The following is an 18,550-nucleotide window of genomic DNA, read 5'->3' on the forward strand; positions in this document are numbered from 1 at the left end:
CGCTCCGGGTGGAGGCTTGCGTCACCGTGCGTGAGGGTGGCAAAGCCCAGGGCCTCCTCTTCACGAGCGACAGCGACCATGACCTCCCGACTGAAGCCCGCCCTTCCCTTCGCGCGACACGCCGTGGCCCTGCTGGCCCTGGGCCTCACCGCCTGTGGCGGCAAGGAGGTGCGCCCTGACGAGAACCCCGTCACGGACCCGTGCGCGGAGAGCACCACCGCCGACCCGGCCAGCGGCACCTGCGCTCCGCTGCGCCTGCAGTGCGCGAAGGACCTGGGCGGCTTCAAGACGGACCGCTACGTCTGGCGCGACCGTGACTGCCACGTGCGCTCCGTGTCGCTCGTGCGCAACGACGCCGCGGACCCCGCTGGCTGGAACGGCGGCTACATCCGCCGCTACACCTACGAGGTCGCGGGCGCCGAGCGCGTCTGCGACGGCCAGAACCCGCAGGTGCCCGGCTGGGGCATGGTGACCAGCCACCTGAAGGAAGGCCCGACGTGGGGCGCGTGGACGCAGGACGTGCGCGGCACCGGCCGCTTCGTCTTCAAGGGCGCGCACCACGCACTGCATGAGCTGAAGTGGCCGCTGTCGCTGGACGGCCACGTGGTGCAGGTGACCGTGCAGTACCTCTTCGCCACCGGCCGGGACCACCCGCTGTATGCCATCACCCACGACGCGTCCGGCTTCCCCGCGAACCAGATTGAAGCCGACGTGCGCTCGCCCTACGGCGACCTGGGCTTCGACGGCAGCGCCAACGCGGACATCGCCGGCCTGGGCTGGGGCGACCGCTACCGCTTCGTCACGCTGTCCTCCCCGGTGACGATGAACACCGGCTGGGACTACCGCGAGCCCAACGTCGTCCCCTACACGCGCATGTGGACCGCCGCGCCGGACGCGGAGATGGGCGCGGTGCAGACCCAGACGTGGGAGCAGAAGCCCGCCGGTGGCTACTGGCTGTATCCCGAGTGGGGCACCCGCCACGCGGATGGCCCCATGCCCGTGGACTACAACTGGGCCTACCAGCTCAACCAGTACGAGCTGCCCTCCGTCCGCAACTCGCACCGGCTCGCGTGGGGTAGCAACTTCGGCGCGGTGGGCCTGTCGCAGTACCCGCGCCTGGGCGACGACGGCGTGATGCTCTCCGGCCATCCCTACCAGAGCTACTCCGTCTTCATGGTGCTGGGCACGCACGCGGCGAACCCCGTGCTGTCGCTCGTGTCGGAGGTGGAGGCCTGGCAGGGCGTGAAGCTCACCGCCTCCGAGGGCACCGTGCGCACGCGCGGCCCCGGCGGCGTGGGCCGCACGGACACCGTCACCTACGACGTGGCCGGCTACAACCCCGTCTACGCCACGTGGGAAGCGGACGCCGCCTCCAACCGCGTGACGCTGACGTTCGACACCGCGGGCCGCACGCTCGCGCACCCGATGCTGGTGGTGCACGGCTACACGGCCACTACCGCTCCGGCGAGCGTCACCCTGGACGGCAAGGCCCTCACCGCGGACACGGACTACTTCGCGTCCGTGGACCCGGCGGGCAAGGCGCTCTGGCTCACGCTCCAGCGCGACCTGAAGGGCGCTTCCACCCTGAAGGTGCAGTAGCCGCACGCGCGGAAGGACCGGCCCCTGGCACCCTCGCGAGTGCCCGGGGCCGTCCCTTCGCGCTTCACGCGGGGGGCGTCAGTCCGCGTCGCCGCTGCCGCCGTAGCCCTGCGGGGCCTGCGAGCGCAGCCGCTGCCACTCGGCGCGGGCGTCCTGCTCCACGCGCTTCTGCTCGTCCACCTGGCGCCGGGCGTCCTCCACCCCGCGCTTGGCCTCCGCGACGGCGGCCATGTAGTTCGCCTCGGACATCTCCTTGGCGCGCACGTCGCCGCTCCTCTCCAGCGCCTTGTACTGGGCCAGGTTGAGCTCCGCGTCCGCCACCTTCAGCTCCGCGTCGCGCAGGTCCTTCTCCGCCTTGGCGGTGTCCGTCTTGCGCTCGTGCCAGGCCACCTCGGCGTCGGCGGCGGCGCGGCCGGCCTGGGCGCCGTCGAGCCTGGCCTTGGCCTGCGCGATGGGGCTCTGCTGGCCGGTGGCCTCGGCGGCCTTCACCGCGGCCTGCTCCGCCTCCAGGCGGCTCTCCGCGGCGTCGCCGTTGCGGCGGGCCACTTCCGCGGCGCGCTCGGCGTCGCGCACGGCCACCTCGGCGCGCGTCACGTTGTCGGCGGCCTTCGTGCGGGCCAGCTGCGCGTCACGCACCTCGCCCAGCTGATCCTCGGGGACGCGCGCCATCATCTTGTCGTCCACGCGCGCGGCCTTCGCACCGCCGCAGCCCGCGAGGAACGTCATGGACGCCCCCAACGCCAGACCCACCACCCAGTGACGCTTCGTCCTGTTCTGGAACATGCTCTCGATCCCCCGTACGAAGATGACTGGGGAAGAACGTAGACACGACCCCGCCGGGCGACAGGTGTCACGGACGCCGCCGTTCCCCCTGGAATCCGCCGGGTTTCGGGCTGGCCGTGGAGCAGGCAGGCTCCGGCCCATTTCCGCCGCGCGCCGTTGCCCTCCGGCACTTTCGTCACGGAGGCATGTCCCAACCCACACGGGGTGCGTGTCTCAAGGTCGCGCGGACGACGCGCCACCAGGGAGAGGGACCACATGAAGCGAAGCCGATGGGGAATCGTGCTGGGGACGAGCTGCGCGCTGATGATCGCGGCCTGCGGTGCCGGGACGGACGAGCCCGAGTACGTCGAAGGCACCGAGTCCGTGAAGATGAGCATCTCCCTCGCGGGAGACGCGTGCGGCGTCACGGCGGCCGCGGCGACGGTGACCGCGCAGGACCTGCCGTCCACGCCTCCCCAGCCCCTGTACGTGGGCAATGGCTACATTGAGGGCTATCTGAGCAACATCCCCGTCGGGCCCCGGCGCATCGTGGACGTGCGGGCCTACAACAGCGCGGGGCGGGAGGTGTACGCCGGCAGCACGGCCGTGGACGTGTACCAGGGCTCCGTGGCGTACGCGCAGCTCCTGCTGAAGCGCAATCCGCAGAACTGCCCGGGCACCGGAACGGGCGACATCTACATCATCGGCACGCTGGAGGGCACCGGCCCGTCGCAGGACGCGGGCACGGCCTACGACGCGGGTCCCGGTCCGTCCTACGACGGGGGCGGCGCTTACGACGCGGGCTAGCTACGTGCCCCGGCTGTAGAACCACGCGGTGAGGGCCAGGCGGGAGGCGTGGGAGGGCAGCACCTCGTGCTCCAGCCGCTCGCTCAGGAACACCACCAGGCGGTCCAGCACCGGCGCGACCTCCACTGGAGCGCCGGCGTCTTCAGGGAAGAGGCGCAGGAGGCCGCCGTCCTCCGGCTTCCAGCCCGCGTTCGCGTACCAGATGGCGGTGAGCCGGCGGTTGGACTGGCCCGGGAACGCGTCGCGGTGGCGGGCGTAGTGCGCGCCGCCGCCAGGGTAGCAGGCGAGCTGTACGTCGAAGCGCCCCAGCCCCAGGTACGCCCCCGAGGACACGGCCTCTCCCAGCGCCTGGAAGCGATGCCACAGGGCTTCGAGCTCGGGGGCCGCACCGGGCAGCACCCATTCGATGTGGTCGCCGCGCACGGAGGTGTCGAGCGAGTGGTCCGCGCCGCGGCGGATGCCCGCGGGCTTCAGCGTCCCGGCCTCCACGCGCGCGAGCGCCGCGGCCCGCACCGCCCGGGCCTGGGCCTCGCCGAGGAAGCCATCCCGCACGAAGTACGCGCGCGAGCCCAGGGCCTCCACCTCCGCGTCCGTCAGCTCCACCGTGCGACTCCCCTTCGCGGGCGCTTGTCCGGAAGCCCGCGTCCGACACGCTGCCCCAGGACGCCCCTGTTCCGGAAGCGGGTAGACTTCCCACCCATGGCGAAGAACGTCTCGCGAGCCCTGTCCCTCGTCGCCGCGGTCGCGCTCGGCGCGCTGGGGGCCTGGGTGCTCCTGCGTCCCGCGGCCTCCCGGCTGCCGGACACGGCGGTGGTGGTGGAGCAGATGCGGGAGGTGGCCCGGCTGGAGACGCTGGACGTGTCCCTCTACAAGAAGGTCACGTTCACGCCGGAGCCGCAGGCCACGGACGCGCTGTGGAAGGACGTGCTGCTCTGGGCCAGCTACACGCTCCAGAACCCGCACGGCCGCGCCATCGTGTTCGCGGACGCGCACCTGGGGTTCGACTTCCAGCGCTTCGACGCAAGCCACCTGCACGCCGTGGGCACGCGCGTGGACGTGCTGCTGCCGCCCATGCAGGTCACGGTGGCGCTGCGGCCCGGCGAGACGGAGATCATCGACTCCAACCTGGACAGCGCGCAGACGGCGCAGCTGTTGGAGAAGGCGCGTCTGGCGTTTGAAAAAGAGGTGCGGCAGGACCGGCGCCTCCAGGAGAAGGCGCGGCAGTCCGCGGAACGCTCGCTGCGGGGACTGTTGCTCACGTTGGGCTTCCGCGAGGTGCGGTTCGTGGAGACCTTGCCGGTGGGGAGCGCGGGATGACGGAGCGTCTGGAGTTGATTCAGGGAGACATCACGCACGTCACGGCGGACGCCATCGTGAACGCGGCCAACTCCTCGCTGACCGGCGGTGGCGGCGTGGATGGCGCCATCCACCGCGCGGCGGGGCGGGAGCTGCTCACGGAGTGCCTCACGCTGGGCCGCTGTCCCACGGGGCAGGCGCGCATCACACGGGGCTACCGGCTGCCCGCGGCCCACGTCATCCACGCGGTGGGCCCGGTGTGGCAGGGCGGGCGCAACGGCGAGGACGCGCTGCTGGCCTCGTGCTACCGGAATGCGTTCGCGCTGATGGAGAAGCACGGGCTGCGCACGGTGGCGTTTCCCTCCATCTCCACGGGCATCTACGGCTTCCCCATCGAGCGGGCGGCGCCCATCGCGCTGCGGGAGATCCGCGAGGCCCTGGCGCGGCGGCCAGAGCTGGAGCGGGTCACGGTGGTCCTCTTCAGTGAACGGGACCTGAAGGTGTATCAGCAGGCGCTGAGCACGTAGTCACACGCTCCGCAGCGCGTCCCCATCCAGCAGGAACGCTCCGGGGACTCCATCCGGCGCGTGCCCCAGCGCGACGAGCCTCCGCACCGAATCGCCGTCCGAGTCGCGGCACAGGAGCGCCACCTCGCGCCGGCCCAGGCTCACGCGCAGCGGGCCTCCGCCCGTGGCGGCATCGAGCCTGCGGCGCTGCGACTTCGTGAGCAGCCGCGCGCCGTCATGGCCGTCGCCGCCCGTCACCGCCCAGATGCCGGAGAACGCCTCCGCCAGCCGCACCTCGCCCTGGTCGATGACGACGGGACGCACGTCGGCGGGACGCAGCTCCAGGTTGTGCCACGCCGCCGAGTCCACCGCGTCGAGCGTGAGCCCGGCGTCCTTCAGCGCGGAGGCGGGCAGGTAGCGCATGAACTCCGCGTCCTCCAGCACGTAGAAGACCTCCAGCCCCGCCGGCCCCGGCCGGAACAGCGCGCCCTGGGTCCCCGCCACGAAGCCCGAGGGCCGCAGCACCGGCCGCAGCGCATCCAGCGTCACCCCCGTGGGCCCCACGCCGGAGGACAGCCCGCCCAGCCGTGAGGCCAGCGCCTCCACGTGCGCGGTGAGTCCCTGGGCTCCGGGCGCCTCACGGTAGGCGGCATACAGCGAACCCACGTCCACGCGGCCCACGCCCCCCGAGGCCAGCTTCACCAGCAGGTCGCGGCCCTGGCGCCGGAAGGCCACGCCCGCGCGTCCGAGCGCGGCGGTGAGCGCGGCGGTGAACTCCGGGCGCAGCACCTGCTCCTCGGGCACGGGAGGCGGAGGCAGGTCGGCGGCCTCCAGCTCCGCGCGCAGCAGCTTCGCCTCCGCGTCGAAGGGGTCTCGCTCCACGGCCTCGGCCACGTAGGCACGGGCGCGCGCGCCCTCCCCTTGCCGCAGCGCGAGCACGGCCAGCACCTTGAGGGCCTCCGGGTCGCCGGGGCTCAGGACCAGCGCCTCCCGCAGCTCGGCCTCCGCTTCACGGTGCCGCTCCAGCCCCAGCAGCGCTCGCGCGAGGCCCAGGCGCACCTGGAGGTCCTTGGGGAAGTCACGCCGCAGGGCCTGCATCAACGGCAGGGCCTCCCGCTCCGCATCCGCGTTGACCAGGGCATGCGCCACGGTGAGGCGCAGCGTGGGCCCGGGAGTGCGCGCGGCCTCGGCGCGCAGCGAGTCCAGCTCCGCGCCGCTGAGCACTTCACCCGCCTCCACCTTGCGGCGCAGGCGCTCCAGTTCCGCCGGGGAAATCACGCGAGGACTCTAATGGTCCATGCCGGGAGCGCCCAGAGCCGTTCATCCACGGCGTCCTCGCGTCGACGGGAAGGCCCTCGCAGTCGCCGCGAGGGGCCGCCACGACGTTTGCCTCATGAGCCACGCGGTACGCACCCGCGAGGCCTCTTCCTTCACCGGGCACCCGGCAAGAGCGCCAGGGCTTCCGGGACCTGGACTCCGTCCTCAGTGCTGAGAAGGTGAGAACCCTGCTGGGACTGCCCGCCGGCGGCCCACCTCACGAACCTGTCCGACAGTCGGACCAGTTTGAAGAGCCGGGGCCCGGACGGCGCCCGCTCCAGTCCGGCCGTGGAAACCTGTCCGACTGTCGGACCAGTTTGGAGAGCCGCACTCCGGGGGCGCCGTGACCGCTGAGCCGTGGAAACCTGTCCGACTGTCGGACCAGTTTGGAGAGCCGGGGTCCGGACGGCTCCCGCTCCAGCCCGGCCGTGGAAACCTGTCCGACTGTCGGACAGGTTGAGGGCGCTCCGGGCGGGAGGCCGCGAATGTCCCCGCCCGTCAGTGCGTCGCGTCGTGCGGGCCGGATTCCTCGGAAACCTCCTCTTCTCCCCGGGTCTGGGAGAGGAAGTCGTCCAGGGCTCCCACGTCGATGGGCTTTCGGAAGACGGCGTCCACCTGCGCGAGGCTCGCGCGGTTCTGGCCCCGCACGTCCATGCCGGTGACGATGGCCAGCAGCGCCTGGGGCGTGCGCTGCCGCAGCTCTCGCGCCAGCTCCCAGCCCGTCATCTCCGGCATCACCGCGTCCAGCAGCGCGGCGTCATACGGGTGCTTCTCCCAGATGCGCAGGGCCACCTCCGGGCTGTGCGCTACCTGCACATCATAGCCCTCCTCGCCCAGCACCTCGGCCATCATCCGCGCGTTGTCCAGGTCGTCGTCCACCACCAGCACGCGGCGCGCGCGCGTCGGCAGGCGCGGCACGCCTCCCGGCGTCTGCGGTATCAGCTGCGCGGAGGGCGGCGGCGCTCCGGTGGAGACGTCGCTGTAGCGCGGCAGCCTCACGATGAAGCTCGCGCCCGAACCGTCGCGCCGGTTCTCCACCGTCAGCTCACCACCCCAGCGCTGCACCTGCGTGCGCGCCACCGCCAGGAACAGCGAGAACTGCGGCGCACCGGGGTCGCGGCGCAGCGGGTCGAACAGGCCCGCCAGTTCGTCCTGCGCGTAGGGCCGCCCGCCGTCCTCCAGGCGCATCTCCAACCAGGCCTCCCCGGCCGGACGCGTGCGGACCACCAGCGTGCCGCCCCCTTCCATCCGGTCCCGCGCGGACAGGAGCAGGTTCACGATGAGCTCGCGGAAGAAGCCCGCATCCGCCTTCACGCCCCACGGGACGCCCAGGTCCAGCTCCGTGTGCACCGGATGCTCGCGCTGCTCCAGCTCGCCCCGGGCCAGCTCCAGGGCCTCGCGCACCGTCTGGTCCACCGGCACGTTGCCCAGGCGCTCCTCGGTGCGCTGCACGCTGAACTCCTGCAGCCGCGCCACCAGCTCGCCAATCTGGCGCACCGTCTTGTCCAGCGCCTCCACGTGCTCCGGCTTGTATTCGCGCTGCAACAGCGTGATGCGCAGCCGCAGCACGTTGAGGAAGTTGTTGAGCGCGTGCGCGGCGCCGCTCGCCAGCTGTCCCAGCGCCTGCTGCCGGGTGCGCCGCAAGAGCTGCCCCTGGAGCCTGCGCACCTCGCCGTGCGCGTTCTCCAGGGCCTTGGTCTTCACGGCCGCCTCCGTGCGGTCGCTGAAGGTCTGGATGACGCCCGCCAGGACGTGGTCCTCCTCCCACACCGGCGTGGCGCTCATCTCCAGCGTGGCGTCCCCACCTCCAGGGCGCTCCACCTGCATCATCACGCCGCGCACCGGCCCCTTCTCGCGCAGCGCGCGCAGGAAGGGCATGTCGTGCACCTTGAAGGGCTCGCCGGTGGGATGCCGCGCGTTGACCTGGCTGAGCACCGGCCCCAGCGTGCCCGCGGCGCGCGCGCCCACCACCGCGCGCATGGGCACGCCCATCAGGCGGCTCACCGGCGGTGACGCGAAGGACACCATGCCGTCCGTCTCCGCCAGGAGGATGCCCACCTCCACGTGGTTGAGCACCGACTCCATCACCGCCGCCTCGCGGAAGCGGACCTCCTCCGTCTTGAGCACGCGCGCATAGGAGGCCTGCGCGGACGCGTCCGCCTCCCACACCAGCTCCGACACCAGCTCCGCCACGTCCGCGTCGATGACGCCCCCGTTGCGGCGCGCGTAGACGTAGAGAAGCACCTCCTGGAGCGACTTGAACTCGCGCGTCAGGTCTTCGGGTTCGAAGTTCTGGTCGTACCGGAAGGCCCCGTGCGAGCGCACCACCTCCGGCCACAGCCGCACCGCGTCCTCGCCCCGGCTCTCGAGCAGGCGGGCAAGCTCATCCAGCAGGTGGCGCAGCGGCGCGCGCAGGTCGCGGCCGGGGACCTCCACTTCGTACGTCTCCGCCCGCAGGCGCTTGGACCACAGGCGCGTGATGCGCTCGCCCTCGTCCGAGAGCAGGCCCGACAGTGCGGTGATGGCGGTATCGGAAGAAGGCACGGTCAAGGGCGCACGATGCGCACGCCCCAGGCGTCCAGCCACCCGTCCCCCGTGCCCGCGCGGTGCGCCAATGTCCGGCGTCCCACAAGCCTTCCGCGCGGAAGGTGACGAGGGCCCGCCTGCCCGGCTGCCCTGGCCAAAGGGGGCGACCGTCTCCACCTTTTCCGGCACGGATGAGCGTCAAGGAGCACAGGCAGAACGACCTGGAGCAGCCCGTGGTCTCGCAGCAGGCCATGGCGCAGCTCTTCCGGGGTGAGCTGAGCCGCTCGGACACGTGGCGCACGCGCCTGGACACCACGACGAACTGGGCGCTCACCACGACGGCGGCGGTCATCTCCTTCGGCTTCGCGACGCCGGAGAGCTCGCACGTGACGTTCCTGGTGGGCATCTGGATGGTGGTGTCCTTCCTGCTCATCGAGGCGCGGCGCTACCGCTACTACGACCTGTGGAACCGCCGGGTGCGCCTGCTGGAGGACGGCTGGTGGGCGCCCATGCTCAGGCGCGAGCCGGTGGATCCGGACGCGCTGCGCGAGCTGGCGGTGGAGATGTCCCGGCCGCAGATCCAGCTGTCGCTGGTGTCCGCCATCGCGACGCGGCTCAACCGCGCGTACGGGCCCATCCTCATCGTCCTGATGGTGACCTGGTTCTTCAAGGTCTACAGCCACCCTCGGCCGCCGCGCGACTTCGGGGACTTCGTGGAGCGGGCGCACGTGGCCTGGATTCCCGGCCCGGTGGTGATGGGCTCGCTCCTGCTCCTCACCGTGGCGGCGGCATACCTCTTCACCGCGTCCTTCTTCATCCGGGCGCCGCTGGGAGAGCTGCGCACCCGGCCCCGGGGACGCCGGGCCGCCCTCTGGGAGTCCTTCTACCGGCCCTACGCCATCCAGCGCCGCAAGCGCACGCGCCCCACGACGGGCGTCCGCTCCGCCCCGCCGCGCCCACCAGTGCCGTTCGACCCCTGACACACCCGCACCGCCCGTCTCCGGGCCCACCTCCGAGCATGCCTCCGAGCATGCCTGGGCGACGGCGAGGCGGCCGGACGGCGCACCCGGGCTGATGGGGGCCATGCCCAGGGGTGAATTCCAGCAGCTTTCGCCCTTCCGGCCCCCCCGGATTTGTGGTGTGAACCGCCCCCATGGCGAACACGCGCACTGTGACGGTCATCAACGGCGACGGCATCGGTCCCGAAGTCTCTGCGGCCACCATCCGCGTCCTGGAAGCCCTCAAGGTCCCCCTGGAGTTCGAGTTCAAGGACGCGGGCACGGAGGTCGTGGCCAGGTTCGGCACCAACCTGCCCCACGAGACGGTGGAGGCGGTGCTGCGCAGCGGCGTGGCGCTCAAGGGCCCCACCGGCACCGTCGTGGGCGGCGGCCTGCCTTCCGCGAACGTGGGCCTGCGCAAGCGGCTGGACCTGTACTCGTCCCTGCGCCCGGTGAAGAGCGTCCCCAACGTCAAGACGCGCTACGAGAACGTGGACCTCGTGGTGGTGCGTGAGAACACCGAGGACCTCTACGCGGGCCTGGAGCACATCGTGGTGCCGGGCGTCGTGGAGGCCATCAAGGTCATCACGGAGAAGGCCTCCACCCGTATCGCCCGCTTCGCCTTCGAGTACGCGAAGAAGAACGGCCGCAAGAAGGTGTCCGCCATCCACAAGGCGAACATCATGAAGCTGTCGGACGGCCTCTTCCTGGACTGCTGCCGCAAGGTGAGCCGCGAGTTCCCGGAGGTCGCCTACGACGAGGTCATCGTCGACAACCTCTGCATGCAGCTGGTGAAGGACCCGACCCGCTTCGACGTGATGGTGCTGGAGAACCTCTACGGCGACATCGTCAGCGACCTGTGCGCGGGCCTGGTGGGCGGCCTGGGCATGGTGCCGGGCGCCAACATCGGCGAGCGCACCGCCGTCTTCGAGGCCGTGCACGGCACCGCCCCGGACATCGCGGGCAAGGGCATCGCGAACCCCACCGCGCTGATGATGTCCGCGGTGATGATGCTGGAGTGGCTGGACCTGCGGGAGGCGTCGCAGCGCATGGCCAACGCCATCCAGAAGGTCTACGGCGGCGAGGCGAAGGTGCGCACCGGCGACCTGGGCGGCAGCGCCACCACGCGCGAGTTCACCGACGCCATCATCGCCGCGCTGTAGTCCTCGACGCGCGGCGCGTCACCGCTTCAAAAGCCAGAGGGGGCGGGAGGATTTCCTCCGGCCCCCTTCGTGCTTTTCAGCCGACGATGACCTTGCGGACGCCCCGCGCTTCCAGGAGCGCGGGAAGCCGTTCGCGCTGGTCGCCCTGCAACACCAGCGCGTCCTCCTCCACCACGCCGCCGCAGCCCAGGCCGCCCTTGAGCGCCTTGAGCCAGGTGTCGAGCTGGGCCGCGGGCAGCCCCAGCTGCTCCACCACCGTCACCTCCTTGCCGCCCCGGCCCTTGCGCTCCATGCGCACCACGGCGCGCGCGGGCCCCTTCGGCTCCGGCTTCTCCCGGGCCGCGGGCGGGGGCGGCCCCGCGGGCAGCGCTTCCCGCTGCGCGGACAGGGCGGCGAAGGGGTTGTTGAAGGGCCCCGGCGGCGGGGCCTCGTCCTTCTTGTCGCGCTTGCCCATGGCGTCGCTTCCGCTCCGTGGCCCCCTTACGGGTGGGCGTGGCCCTCGTGGCCGGGGGCGCCGGTGCCGCGCGCGCGCGGAGGCGGCAGGGCGCTGAAGGCGGGGGCGTCGGGGTTGCCGCTCGCCAGCACCAGCGCGTAGATGAGCGGCGCGGACGGGGGCACCTCACGGCCGTTCACCAGCACCAGCGGCGTGCCCTGGATGTTGTAGCGCATGGCGTACTCGACGTCCTGGCGCAGCTTCCCGATGGTCTCCGGCGCCGTCATGCACGCCTCCAGCTGCGGGCGCGCCACGGAGCCGGAGCTGGCGATCTCCATCACCTTGTCGGTGTCCAGGAAGGCCTGCGCCGCGAAGAGCTTCTCGCGCAGCGCCCAGAAGTCCTTCGCGCCCTCCAGGCACACCGTGGCCCGGGCCGCGGCGCAGCGCACGCTGAGCGCGTCCGGCCCGCGGTTGGGGATGGCCGGGTTGCACTGGCCGTCCAGCGGGAACTGCCGCGCCTCCACGGACAGCATGCCCTTGGGGGCGTGCTGCTTGATGAGGGCCAGCTCCTCCACCAGCGACTTGCAGTGGGGGCACTTGCTGTCGGTCCACTCCAGCACCTTCACCGGCGCGTCCGGCGGGCCGAAGAGGGTGCGCGGCGGATAGGCCGCGAGCTTCGGCTGCGCCGCCCGGTACACGGACAGCGAGTCCGACAGGAACTGGCGCTGATCCGACGGCAGGCTGGCGATGAACGCGTCCAGCGTGGCCGGCGGCGGGGGCGCGGGCGGCGTGGCGCTGGAGGTGTCCTGCGGCTGGGACTGGTTCGCGGCCACCGGCGGCAGGAAGGCGCCGGGCTTCTGCGCGTGCGGCGTGGCCCGGCCGGGCATCAGCATGGCCACGAAGGCGACGGCCGCGAGGCCCACGGTCCACTTGAGCGTGTCGCCCCACTCGCCCGCCTGGGGCAGGAAGGGGCCGGGCAGCCCGCGCCACGCCACGCCCGCGAACGCGAGCACCAGCACGTAGGTGCCCAGGCACGTGGGGCACACCACGCCCACCCGGGCGCTGACGGTGGCGAAGACGGCGACGGACACGACGCCCGCGAGCGCCAGGAGGCGCAGGCCGCTGGCGGCCGGACGCACCGTGCGTCCCGCCTTGGCCCACGCGAGGTACAGCGCGGCGAGGCCCACGGCGGTGAGCCCCCACACGAGCCCGAGGCCCGCGATGGGGATGCCCAGCGTGTCGTGCACCGCGCTGGCGAAGTCCGAGTTCCAGACGGTCTCGCAGTTGACGTGCTCGTTGATGCCGCAGCTGGTGGCGCCACCGGCGCGCAGCGTGAGCAGCTCCATCCACTGATAGATGGCGAGCCCACTGGTGAGGAGGCCCAGCACCAGCAGCGCGAGTGCGCCACGGGTGGGGACGGGGGCGGCCGGGGTCGGGGCCTTCTTGCTCATGCGTGCTCCGGAGGGGGGGTCATCAGGACGAGGAGGCGGGCGTTGTCCGGGCCGTCGTTGACGACGCCGTGTTCGGTGCCCGCGGGGGCGAAGAGGGTGGAACCGGGGCCATGCGCCGCTTCCTCGTCGCCGATGCGGAAGCGGCAGCTTCCCTCCAGCACGAGGTACACCTTGTCGGACGTGGCATGCCGGTGGGGCTTCTGCGCCTGGCCCGGGGCCAGGCAGTAGACGTCGAGGAAGAAGCGACCCGACTGGAAGACGGTGTGCTTCTGGAGCTTCTCTAAAGAGAAGCCCTGGAAGGCCGAAAGCTGCTTCACATCCATCGTGGCATCCGCTCCTGCGCCTCTATATAGCGACGGACATGGAACCGCTGACGCTGCATTTTGTTCACGAGCGGGTGGGTGCCCGCTTCATTCCGGTAGGCGGCCGTGAAGTCGTGGCCGGGTATGGAGACGTGGGCGCGGAGTATGGCGCGGCACGCGACGGCGTTGCACTGCACGATGCGTCCTACCGCGAAATCCTCCGGATAACGGGGGAGGATCGCGCCTCCTTCCTCCACGGCATGGTGACCCAGGAGGTGAAGAACCTCCCGGTCGGCTCGGCCGCCTACGCCGCCTTCATCACGGTGAAGGGCGCCATGGTGGGAGATGCACGCATCCTCAAGCGGGAGGACGACCTCCTGCTGGACCTGGAGCCCGGCCTGGGCGCCAAGGTGCGGGAGTTCCTGGACAAGTACCTCATCTCCGAGGACGCGGAGCTGCACGACGGCACCCCGGACGGGGGCTGGCTGAAGCTGCTCGGTCCCCGGACGGCCCAGGTGTTGGCGGCCGTCCTGGGCACCCCCGTGGAGCTGCCGGCCCCCCTCTCCAGCCGCAAGGCGTCCATCGCCGGGCAGGACGTGTGGCTGTTGGGGACGGCGCTGCCGGGCGGGCTGTCCGGCGTGGACGTGCTGGTGCCCCGCGCGGGGCTGGAGGCGGTGTGGGCGGCGCTCGTCGGGGCGGACGGGGTGACGCCGGTGGGGTTCGACGCGCTGGAGCTGGTGCGGGTGGAGGCCGGGGTGCCGCGCTACGGGCAGGACATGGTGGACACCACCATCCCGCTGGAGGCGAACCTCACGAACGCCATCTCCTACAACAAGGGGTGCTACATCGGGCAGGAGGTCATCGCCCGGGCCACCTTCCGCGGGCACATGAACCGCAAGCTGGCGGGGCTGCTCCTGGGTGAGCAGGACGTGGCGCCCGGCACGGAGCTACGCCGCGGGGAGAAGAAGGTGGGCTGGGTGACCAGCGTGGTGACGTCCCCGGTAAAGGGCCAGCGGGTGGCGCTGGGCTACGTGCACCGCGACTCACTGGAGCCGGGCACGGAGCTGACGCTGGGGGACGGCGCGGGCACCGTCACGGTGGCCGCCCTGCCCTTCACGGCCTCCTGACGCGCCCCGGCGTTCAATTCCTTTCAAAAGCGGGCCGCCGCGTCTGCCCTTGAGGGCATGGACAGCGCAAGGATGGGATTGCCGTACTTCACGGCAATCACCCCAAGGGACATCCCATGCGTCTGTCATTCATCGCGGCGTTGCTGTCGGTGGGCCTTTTCGCGGGCTGTGGCGGAGTGGAGCAGGAGGCGCAGGAAGCGGAAGTGACGGCCATGGCCCCGCCGCCGTGTGAGCGCGCCTGCATGACCATTTACAATTACTGTATGCGGAACGCGACGACGCCCGAGCAGCAGGCGTGGTGCGTGGAGGACCAGGACTCCTGTTTCCAGGGCTGCGAGTTGGGAGCGGCGCCCGTGCAGGCCATGCGTCCGCCGCCGTGCGAGTACGCCTGCGACCTGGCCTACAACGCCTGCATGCGCAACGCCTCGACGCAGGAGCAGAAGGACGCCTGCGTTGCCCAGCGCGATGACTGCTACACCGGGTGTCCGGCGCCGGAGGGCGCGACGGATTCGCGGTACTCCGCGCAGTACGTCCACTGCAGCGTCTATGAAGGCCAGCCCTGCACGTCGCCGTCCTCCCCCTTCTGCTACAACCACTATCCGGATGAGCCGGGGCGCTGCTTCTGCCTGAGCGGGACCACGACCTACACCTGCGGCTGAGCCGCTGACTCCAGGTCCCTCTTGATGAGGGCCCTGGAGCTCGTTCCCGATCGAGTCACCGGCGCTCCGGGGAACGATTTCCCCTCAGCTCACGCAGCATCGCGCGCGGCCCTTCCTTGAACAGCGTCAACGCCATCGCCAGGACGAAGAGCAGCAGCATCAGGAGGAGGGGCCCCAGCACGACGCCGCCCAGCAGGCCCGCCACCGCCCAGCCGATTCCCGCCCCGAAACCCCACACCGCGCCCGTCACGCCTCCAATGGCGGCGCCCACGAGCATGATGGGTTCAATGAGCGTCATGGAGGATTGGCGTCGCAGTACACGTACTTCGTTCCCGTGGAGCAGCCCGCGTAGGCGCACTGCGGATCCTTCTTCGCCGCCTGGTCCTTTTCAATGAGGGCCTGGAGGTCGTCGCCGTTCGCGCAGGACAGACACTCCACCCGCGGCTCCACCCCGCCGCAGCAGCCGCAACCACAGGCCACGTAGGTGGCGTCGCAGTCCAGCGGCGCCTTCACCTGCGCCTCGTCGTCGGCGGCCTGGCAGCCCCACCCCAGCGCGCCCGCCAGCAGCAGCCCCATGAGCCTTCGCATGGGGAAAACATAGGCCATTCCCCTGACGAAGAAACCCCACCGCCCGCCCCCGGAAAGGGCGCGAGGGGTGGGGCTTTCATTCCGCGAACGCGTGGGGAAACCTAGACGCGCCCTTCCGCCTTCTGCGCGCGCTCGATGCTCTCGAACAGGGCGCGGAAGTTGCCGCCGCCGAAGCCCTGGTCGCCCTTGCGCTGGATGATTTCGTAGAAGAACGGGCCCGCGTCCGCCTGCTTGTAGAGGCTCGCCGCGTCCTTCATGAAGATCTGGAGCATGTAGCTGCGCTCCTTGTCACCGTCGATGAGCACCTCCAGGTCGCGCAGGACGTTGATGTCCTCGTCGATCTTCTTGATGCCCATGCGCTGGATGCGCTCCGGCAGCGCGTCGTAGTACGAGCCCGGCGTGGGCATGAACTGGATGCCCGCGTTCTGCCGCATGTCCTTCACGGACGTGAGGATGTCCTTCACCGTGATGGCCAGGTGCTGCACGCCGTCACCGCGGTGGTCCTCGTTGAAGATGTTGATCTGGCTGGCCTTGAAGAACGGGAACTTGGGCTCGTTGTTCGCGAACTTCACGCCGCTCTTCGGGTCCCACATCACTTCCGACTTCAGGCCGCTGCCGTGGTCGCGCTTCTGCTGCGACGCCACGTCCTCGGTGTGGAACTCGATGTGCCAGAACTTCTCGAAGCCCATCACGTGCTCCATCCACAGGAGCATGGGCTTCATCGTCTGGAAGTTGGACGTGACGTGGTCCAGCTTGTCGAAGCCGTACTTGTTCTGGCCGCCCTTGGGCTGCGCGTGCACCCGGAAGCCCGGGTAGATGGACTTGTAGTTGTCCCGCTGCAGGAAGCGGAACGTGGTGTCACCGAACGGCGTGGTGATGGAGAAGAACGACAGCTTGCCGCCCGCGTCGTCCGTGAAGCGCTGGATGTCCGTGATGAACGTGGCGCCGCGCTGGTCCAGCAGCTTGAACGCCTTCTCCACGTCCTCCACTTCGAAGTTCAGCGTGCCCACGCCGTCCGGGTGCTTGCGCAGGTAGCGCCACGCCCGGCCGCCCTCGCCCACGGGCTGGCTCACCACCAGGGCAATCTCACCCGCCTGGAACAGCGCGGACTTCTGCTTGCCGTGCGCCTCCAGCTCCGGGCCGGACACCGCCACCTCCGCGAAGTCCAACCCCTTCGTGTAGAACTGGCGGCTGCGCTCCAGGTCATGCACGTACCAGTGGATGCTCTCCAGGGCCTTGATGCCCAGCGATTCCTGCTTGGCCATGTCGCTGACTCCTCGTGATGAAGAAGATGGTTCGTGATTACGCCGGCTGCGCGTCGGGCTGCCGGTCCGGCTGCGCCGCCTGGAAGGCGGGAAGTTCGTTGCACGCCGCTTCAATCCGCAGCAGCGTGGGATAGGGCTTCAGGTCTACACCGAACCGGCGGGCCCCGTAGAGCTGGGGAACGAGCAGGACGTCCGCGAACGACACTGCGTCTCCCACACAGTAACGGCCCGCCGTCTCCTGCACCGCCGCCTCCAGCGACGTCAGCCCGTGCACGTTCCAGTGCGCCGCCCAGGCCTTCTCGTCCGCCTTCAGCTCGTTCTTGATGCGCAGCGTCACCGACGTGTTCTGCAGGGGCTGCATGCCGGAGTTCACCATCTCCGCCAGCATGCGCGCCTTGGCGCGGAGGTACGCGTCCGTGGGCAGGAGGGCGGGCGAGGGCACGCGCTCCTCCAGGTACTCCAGGATGGCCATGGACTCGGACAGCTTGCGCGCCTGCCCGTCCGCTTCCGTCCACTCCAGGGTGGGCAGGCGGGCCATGGGGTTCTTCGCCCGGTAGGTGGCCGTGAACTGCTGGCCGCCGTCCTGGAGCAGGTGCACCGCCAGGTACTCGAAGGGGAGCCCCTTCCAGTTCAGCGCGATGCGCGCGCGCCAGGACGCGGAGGAACGCCAGTAGCTGGAGAGCCGCAGGTTCCTCATGGCGCCTTCACCACCGTCTGGGAGATGCGGCCGAAGAGGCTGTGGCCCTCGCCATCCAGCATCTCAATCTCGATGGTGTCGCCGGGCTTCATGAAGGGCGTCTTCGGCTTGCCCTCGTCGATGGTCTCGATCATCCGGCGCTCGGCGAGGCAGGAGATGCCGCGCGTGCGGTCCTCGTTGGACACCGTGCCGCTGCCCAGGATGGTGCCCGCGGTGAAGGCGCGCGTGCGCGTCAGGTGCTGGATGAGGTCGCGGAAGGAGAAGTGCATCTCCGGGCCCGCGTCCGCGTCACCCACCAGCTGGCCGTTGAGCGTGCTGCGCATGCGCAGGTGCACCCGGCCGTCCTTCCACGCCGCGCCCAGCTCGTCCGGCGTCAGCGCGAAGGGGCCGAACGCGGTGGCGGGCTTGCTCTGGAAGAAGCCGAAGCCCTTGGCCAGCTCCTCCGGGATGAGGTTCCGCAGGGACACGTCGTTGGCGATCATCACCAGCTTGATGTGCCTGTCCGCGTCCTCCGCCTTCGTGCCCATGGGCGTGTCACCCAGCACGACGCAGACCTCGCTCTCGAAGTCCAGGCCCCACGCCTCGTCGCGCAGGGGGATGTCCTGCGTGGGCCCGAGGAAGTCGCCGGAGCCGCCCTGGTACACCAGCGGATCCGTGCGCAGCGTGGCGGGCGGTTCGGCGTTGCGCGCCTTGCGCACCAGCATCACGTGGTTGATGTACGCGCTGCCGTCCACCCACTCGTAGGCGCGCGGCAGGGGCGCGTGCAGCGCCTTCACGTCCAGCGGGCGGCTCTGCACCGCGCCGGCTTCCAGCTGCTGCGCCAGCGCGCGCAGCTGCGGCTCCTTCTGGTCCCAGTCATCCAGGGCCGCTTGCAGCGTGAGGGCCACGTTGGTGGCCAGCGCGTAGGCGGAGTTGTCCCGCTTGACGACGATGAGCCGTCCGTCGCGGGTTCCGTCCCTGAGCGTCGCGAGCTTCAATTCCGCGCTCCCTCGGCGGCCTGCGGGGAAGGAAGGGGGAGGCCGCCTGACCCGACGGGCTTTTCCGCCGGGCCACC

Annotated in this window: 20 protein-coding genes; 8 read left to right on the forward strand and 12 right to left on the reverse strand. The window is 70.9% G+C overall.

Features of this window, described 5'->3' with window-relative positions; all coding sequences use genetic code 11:
* The first annotated feature begins 78 nt into the window (after positions 1–78).
* A complete protein-coding gene (locus NR792_RS21585; RefSeq protein ID WP_375754557.1) occupies positions 79–1,599 on the forward strand; it encodes a hypothetical protein in 1,521 nt (506 codons plus the stop codon).
* A 78-nt stretch (positions 1,600–1,677) separates the two neighbouring features.
* On the opposite strand, the gene NR792_RS21590 is transcribed toward NR792_RS21585, so the two are convergent.
* On the reverse strand, positions 1,678–2,382 hold the full coding sequence (locus tag NR792_RS21590) for a hypothetical protein (protein ID WP_375754558.1): 705 nt from the start codon (positions 2,380–2,382) through the stop codon (positions 1,678–1,680).
* Between the two features lie 255 nt (positions 2,383–2,637).
* Between NR792_RS21590 and NR792_RS21595 the strand changes: the two genes are divergently transcribed.
* Positions 2,638–3,168: a hypothetical protein gene (locus NR792_RS21595; RefSeq protein ID WP_375754559.1), complete on the forward strand. Its 531-nt coding sequence runs from the start codon at positions 2,638–2,640 to the stop codon at positions 3,166–3,168.
* Here NR792_RS21595 and NR792_RS21600 read toward each other — a convergent pair whose 3' ends face one another.
* Positions 3,169–3,771 carry a 2OG-Fe(II) oxygenase gene (locus tag NR792_RS21600; RefSeq protein WP_375754560.1) on the reverse strand — a complete coding sequence of 201 codons (603 nt, stop codon included), beginning with the start codon at positions 3,769–3,771 and terminating at the stop codon, positions 3,169–3,171.
* 96 nt (positions 3,772–3,867) lie between these two features.
* Between NR792_RS21600 and NR792_RS21605 the strand changes: the two genes are divergently transcribed.
* Complete coding sequence (locus tag NR792_RS21605) at positions 3,868–4,485, forward strand: DUF4230 domain-containing protein (protein ID WP_375754561.1); 618 nt, start codon at positions 3,868–3,870, stop codon at positions 4,483–4,485.
* Positions 4,482–4,991 (forward strand): O-acetyl-ADP-ribose deacetylase, encoded by a 510-nt coding sequence (locus tag NR792_RS21610; protein WP_375754562.1) that lies wholly within the window; start codon positions 4,482–4,484, stop codon positions 4,989–4,991. The genes NR792_RS21605 and NR792_RS21610 overlap by 4 nt, the downstream gene beginning before the upstream one ends.
* Here NR792_RS21610 and NR792_RS21615 read toward each other — a convergent pair whose 3' ends face one another.
* Both NR792_RS21615 and NR792_RS21620 read right to left on the reverse strand, forming a co-directional pair.
* Entirely contained in the window at positions 4,992–6,248 is a 1,257-nt protein-coding gene (locus NR792_RS21615; protein WP_375754563.1) for a tetratricopeptide repeat protein, read from the reverse strand. It abuts the gene before it with no gap.
* A gap of 537 nt (positions 6,249–6,785) precedes the next feature.
* The gene (locus NR792_RS21620; protein ID WP_375754564.1) at positions 6,786–8,831 is read right to left on the reverse strand and encodes a response regulator; all 2,046 of its coding nucleotides are present in this window, start codon (positions 8,829–8,831) and stop codon (positions 6,786–6,788) included.
* Positions 8,832–9,004: 173 nt separating this feature from the next.
* On the opposite strand from NR792_RS21620, the gene NR792_RS21625 reads away from it, so the two are divergent.
* Together NR792_RS21625 and NR792_RS21630 are read left to right on the forward strand one after the other, a co-directional pair.
* Complete coding sequence (locus tag NR792_RS21625; RefSeq protein ID WP_375754565.1) at positions 9,005–9,793, forward strand: DUF2270 domain-containing protein; 789 nt, start codon at positions 9,005–9,007, stop codon at positions 9,791–9,793.
* Positions 9,794–9,966: 173 nt separating this feature from the next.
* Positions 9,967–10,974, forward strand: a complete 1,008-nt coding sequence (locus tag NR792_RS21630; RefSeq protein WP_375754566.1) for an isocitrate/isopropylmalate dehydrogenase family protein — start codon at positions 9,967–9,969, stop codon at positions 10,972–10,974.
* A gap of 76 nt (positions 10,975–11,050) precedes the next feature.
* Here NR792_RS21630 and NR792_RS21635 read toward each other — a convergent pair whose 3' ends face one another.
* The 3 genes from NR792_RS21635 to NR792_RS21645 are packed head-to-tail and all read right to left on the reverse strand — an operon-like array spanning position 11,051 to position 13,181.
* Positions 11,051–11,428 (reverse strand): translation initiation factor, encoded by a 378-nt coding sequence (locus NR792_RS21635; RefSeq protein WP_375754567.1) that lies wholly within the window; start codon positions 11,426–11,428, stop codon positions 11,051–11,053.
* Positions 11,429–11,454: 26 nt separating this feature from the next.
* Positions 11,455–12,858 (reverse strand): vitamin K epoxide reductase family protein, encoded by a 1,404-nt coding sequence (locus NR792_RS21640; RefSeq protein ID WP_375754568.1) that lies wholly within the window; start codon positions 12,856–12,858, stop codon positions 11,455–11,457.
* Positions 12,855–13,181: a cupin domain-containing protein gene (locus NR792_RS21645; protein WP_014399741.1), complete on the reverse strand. Its 327-nt coding sequence runs from the start codon at positions 13,179–13,181 to the stop codon at positions 12,855–12,857. The genes NR792_RS21640 and NR792_RS21645 overlap by 4 nt, the downstream gene beginning before the upstream one ends.
* A 38-nt stretch (positions 13,182–13,219) precedes the next feature.
* On the opposite strand from NR792_RS21645, the gene NR792_RS21650 reads away from it, so the two are divergent.
* Positions 13,220–14,287 (forward strand): YgfZ/GcvT domain-containing protein, encoded by a 1,068-nt coding sequence (locus NR792_RS21650; protein WP_375754569.1) that lies wholly within the window; start codon positions 13,220–13,222, stop codon positions 14,285–14,287.
* 116 nt (positions 14,288–14,403) lie between these two features.
* Entirely contained in the window at positions 14,404–14,946 is a 543-nt protein-coding gene (locus NR792_RS21655; protein ID WP_375754570.1) for a hypothetical protein, read from the forward strand.
* A gap of 55 nt (positions 14,947–15,001) precedes the next feature.
* Here NR792_RS21655 and NR792_RS21660 read toward each other — a convergent pair whose 3' ends face one another.
* The 5 genes from NR792_RS21660 to NR792_RS21680 form a co-directional block, all read right to left on the reverse strand.
* Positions 15,002–15,244 carry a hypothetical protein gene (locus NR792_RS21660; protein WP_375754571.1) on the reverse strand — a complete coding sequence of 81 codons (243 nt, stop codon included), beginning with the start codon at positions 15,242–15,244 and terminating at the stop codon, positions 15,002–15,004.
* Complete coding sequence (locus NR792_RS21665; RefSeq protein ID WP_375754572.1) at positions 15,241–15,534, reverse strand: hypothetical protein; 294 nt, start codon at positions 15,532–15,534, stop codon at positions 15,241–15,243. Before NR792_RS21665 ends, NR792_RS21660 begins: the two co-directional genes overlap by 4 nt.
* Before the next feature lie 101 nt (positions 15,535–15,635).
* Entirely contained in the window at positions 15,636–16,799 is a 1,164-nt protein-coding gene (gene hppD / locus NR792_RS21670; protein WP_375754573.1) for a 4-hydroxyphenylpyruvate dioxygenase, read from the reverse strand.
* Between the two features lie 37 nt (positions 16,800–16,836).
* A complete protein-coding gene (gene maiA, locus NR792_RS21675) occupies positions 16,837–17,496 on the reverse strand; it encodes a maleylacetoacetate isomerase (protein WP_375754574.1) in 660 nt (219 codons plus the stop codon).
* Positions 17,493–18,473: a fumarylacetoacetate hydrolase family protein gene (locus NR792_RS21680; RefSeq protein WP_375754575.1), complete on the reverse strand. Its 981-nt coding sequence runs from the start codon at positions 18,471–18,473 to the stop codon at positions 17,493–17,495. The genes maiA and NR792_RS21680 overlap by 4 nt, the downstream gene beginning before the upstream one ends.
* Positions 18,474–18,550 lie beyond the last annotated feature (77 nt).

Origin of the sequence: Corallococcus exercitus, from assembly GCF_042231735.1 — a bacterium.
GTDB lineage: Bacteria > Myxococcota > Myxococcia > Myxococcales > Myxococcaceae > Corallococcus > Corallococcus exercitus_B.

Coding starts and splice junctions, on each gene's coding strand:
- NR792_RS21640 (WP_375754568.1), bottom strand. CDS start 12,858: ATGAGCAAGAAGGCCCCGACCCCGGCCGCCCCCGTCCCCACCCGTGGC.
- NR792_RS21645 (WP_014399741.1), bottom strand. CDS start 13,181: ATGGATGTGAAGCAGCTTTCGGCCTTCCAGGGCTTCTCTTTAGAGAAG.
- NR792_RS21595 (WP_375754559.1), top strand. CDS start 2,638: ATGAAGCGAAGCCGATGGGGAATCGTGCTGGGGACGAGCTGCGCGCTG.
- NR792_RS21635 (WP_375754567.1), bottom strand. CDS start 11,428: ATGGGCAAGCGCGACAAGAAGGACGAGGCCCCGCCGCCGGGGCCCTTC.
- NR792_RS21630 (WP_375754566.1), top strand. CDS start 9,967: ATGGCGAACACGCGCACTGTGACGGTCATCAACGGCGACGGCATCGGT.
- NR792_RS21660 (WP_375754571.1), bottom strand. CDS start 15,244: ATGACGCTCATTGAACCCATCATGCTCGTGGGCGCCGCCATTGGAGGC.
- NR792_RS21590 (WP_375754558.1), bottom strand. CDS start 2,382: ATGTTCCAGAACAGGACGAAGCGTCACTGGGTGGTGGGTCTGGCGTTG.
- NR792_RS21610 (WP_375754562.1), top strand. CDS start 4,482: ATGACGGAGCGTCTGGAGTTGATTCAGGGAGACATCACGCACGTCACG.
- NR792_RS21655 (WP_375754570.1), top strand. CDS start 14,404: ATGCGTCTGTCATTCATCGCGGCGTTGCTGTCGGTGGGCCTTTTCGCG.
- NR792_RS21650 (WP_375754569.1), top strand. CDS start 13,220: ATGGAACCGCTGACGCTGCATTTTGTTCACGAGCGGGTGGGTGCCCGC.
- NR792_RS21625 (WP_375754565.1), top strand. CDS start 9,005: ATGAGCGTCAAGGAGCACAGGCAGAACGACCTGGAGCAGCCCGTGGTC.
- NR792_RS21665 (WP_375754572.1), bottom strand. CDS start 15,534: ATGCGAAGGCTCATGGGGCTGCTGCTGGCGGGCGCGCTGGGGTGGGGC.
- maiA (WP_375754574.1), bottom strand. CDS start 17,496: ATGAGGAACCTGCGGCTCTCCAGCTACTGGCGTTCCTCCGCGTCCTGG.
- NR792_RS21585 (WP_375754557.1), top strand. CDS start 79: ATGACCTCCCGACTGAAGCCCGCCCTTCCCTTCGCGCGACACGCCGTG.
- hppD (WP_375754573.1), bottom strand. CDS start 16,799: ATGGCCAAGCAGGAATCGCTGGGCATCAAGGCCCTGGAGAGCATCCAC.
- NR792_RS21605 (WP_375754561.1), top strand. CDS start 3,868: ATGGCGAAGAACGTCTCGCGAGCCCTGTCCCTCGTCGCCGCGGTCGCG.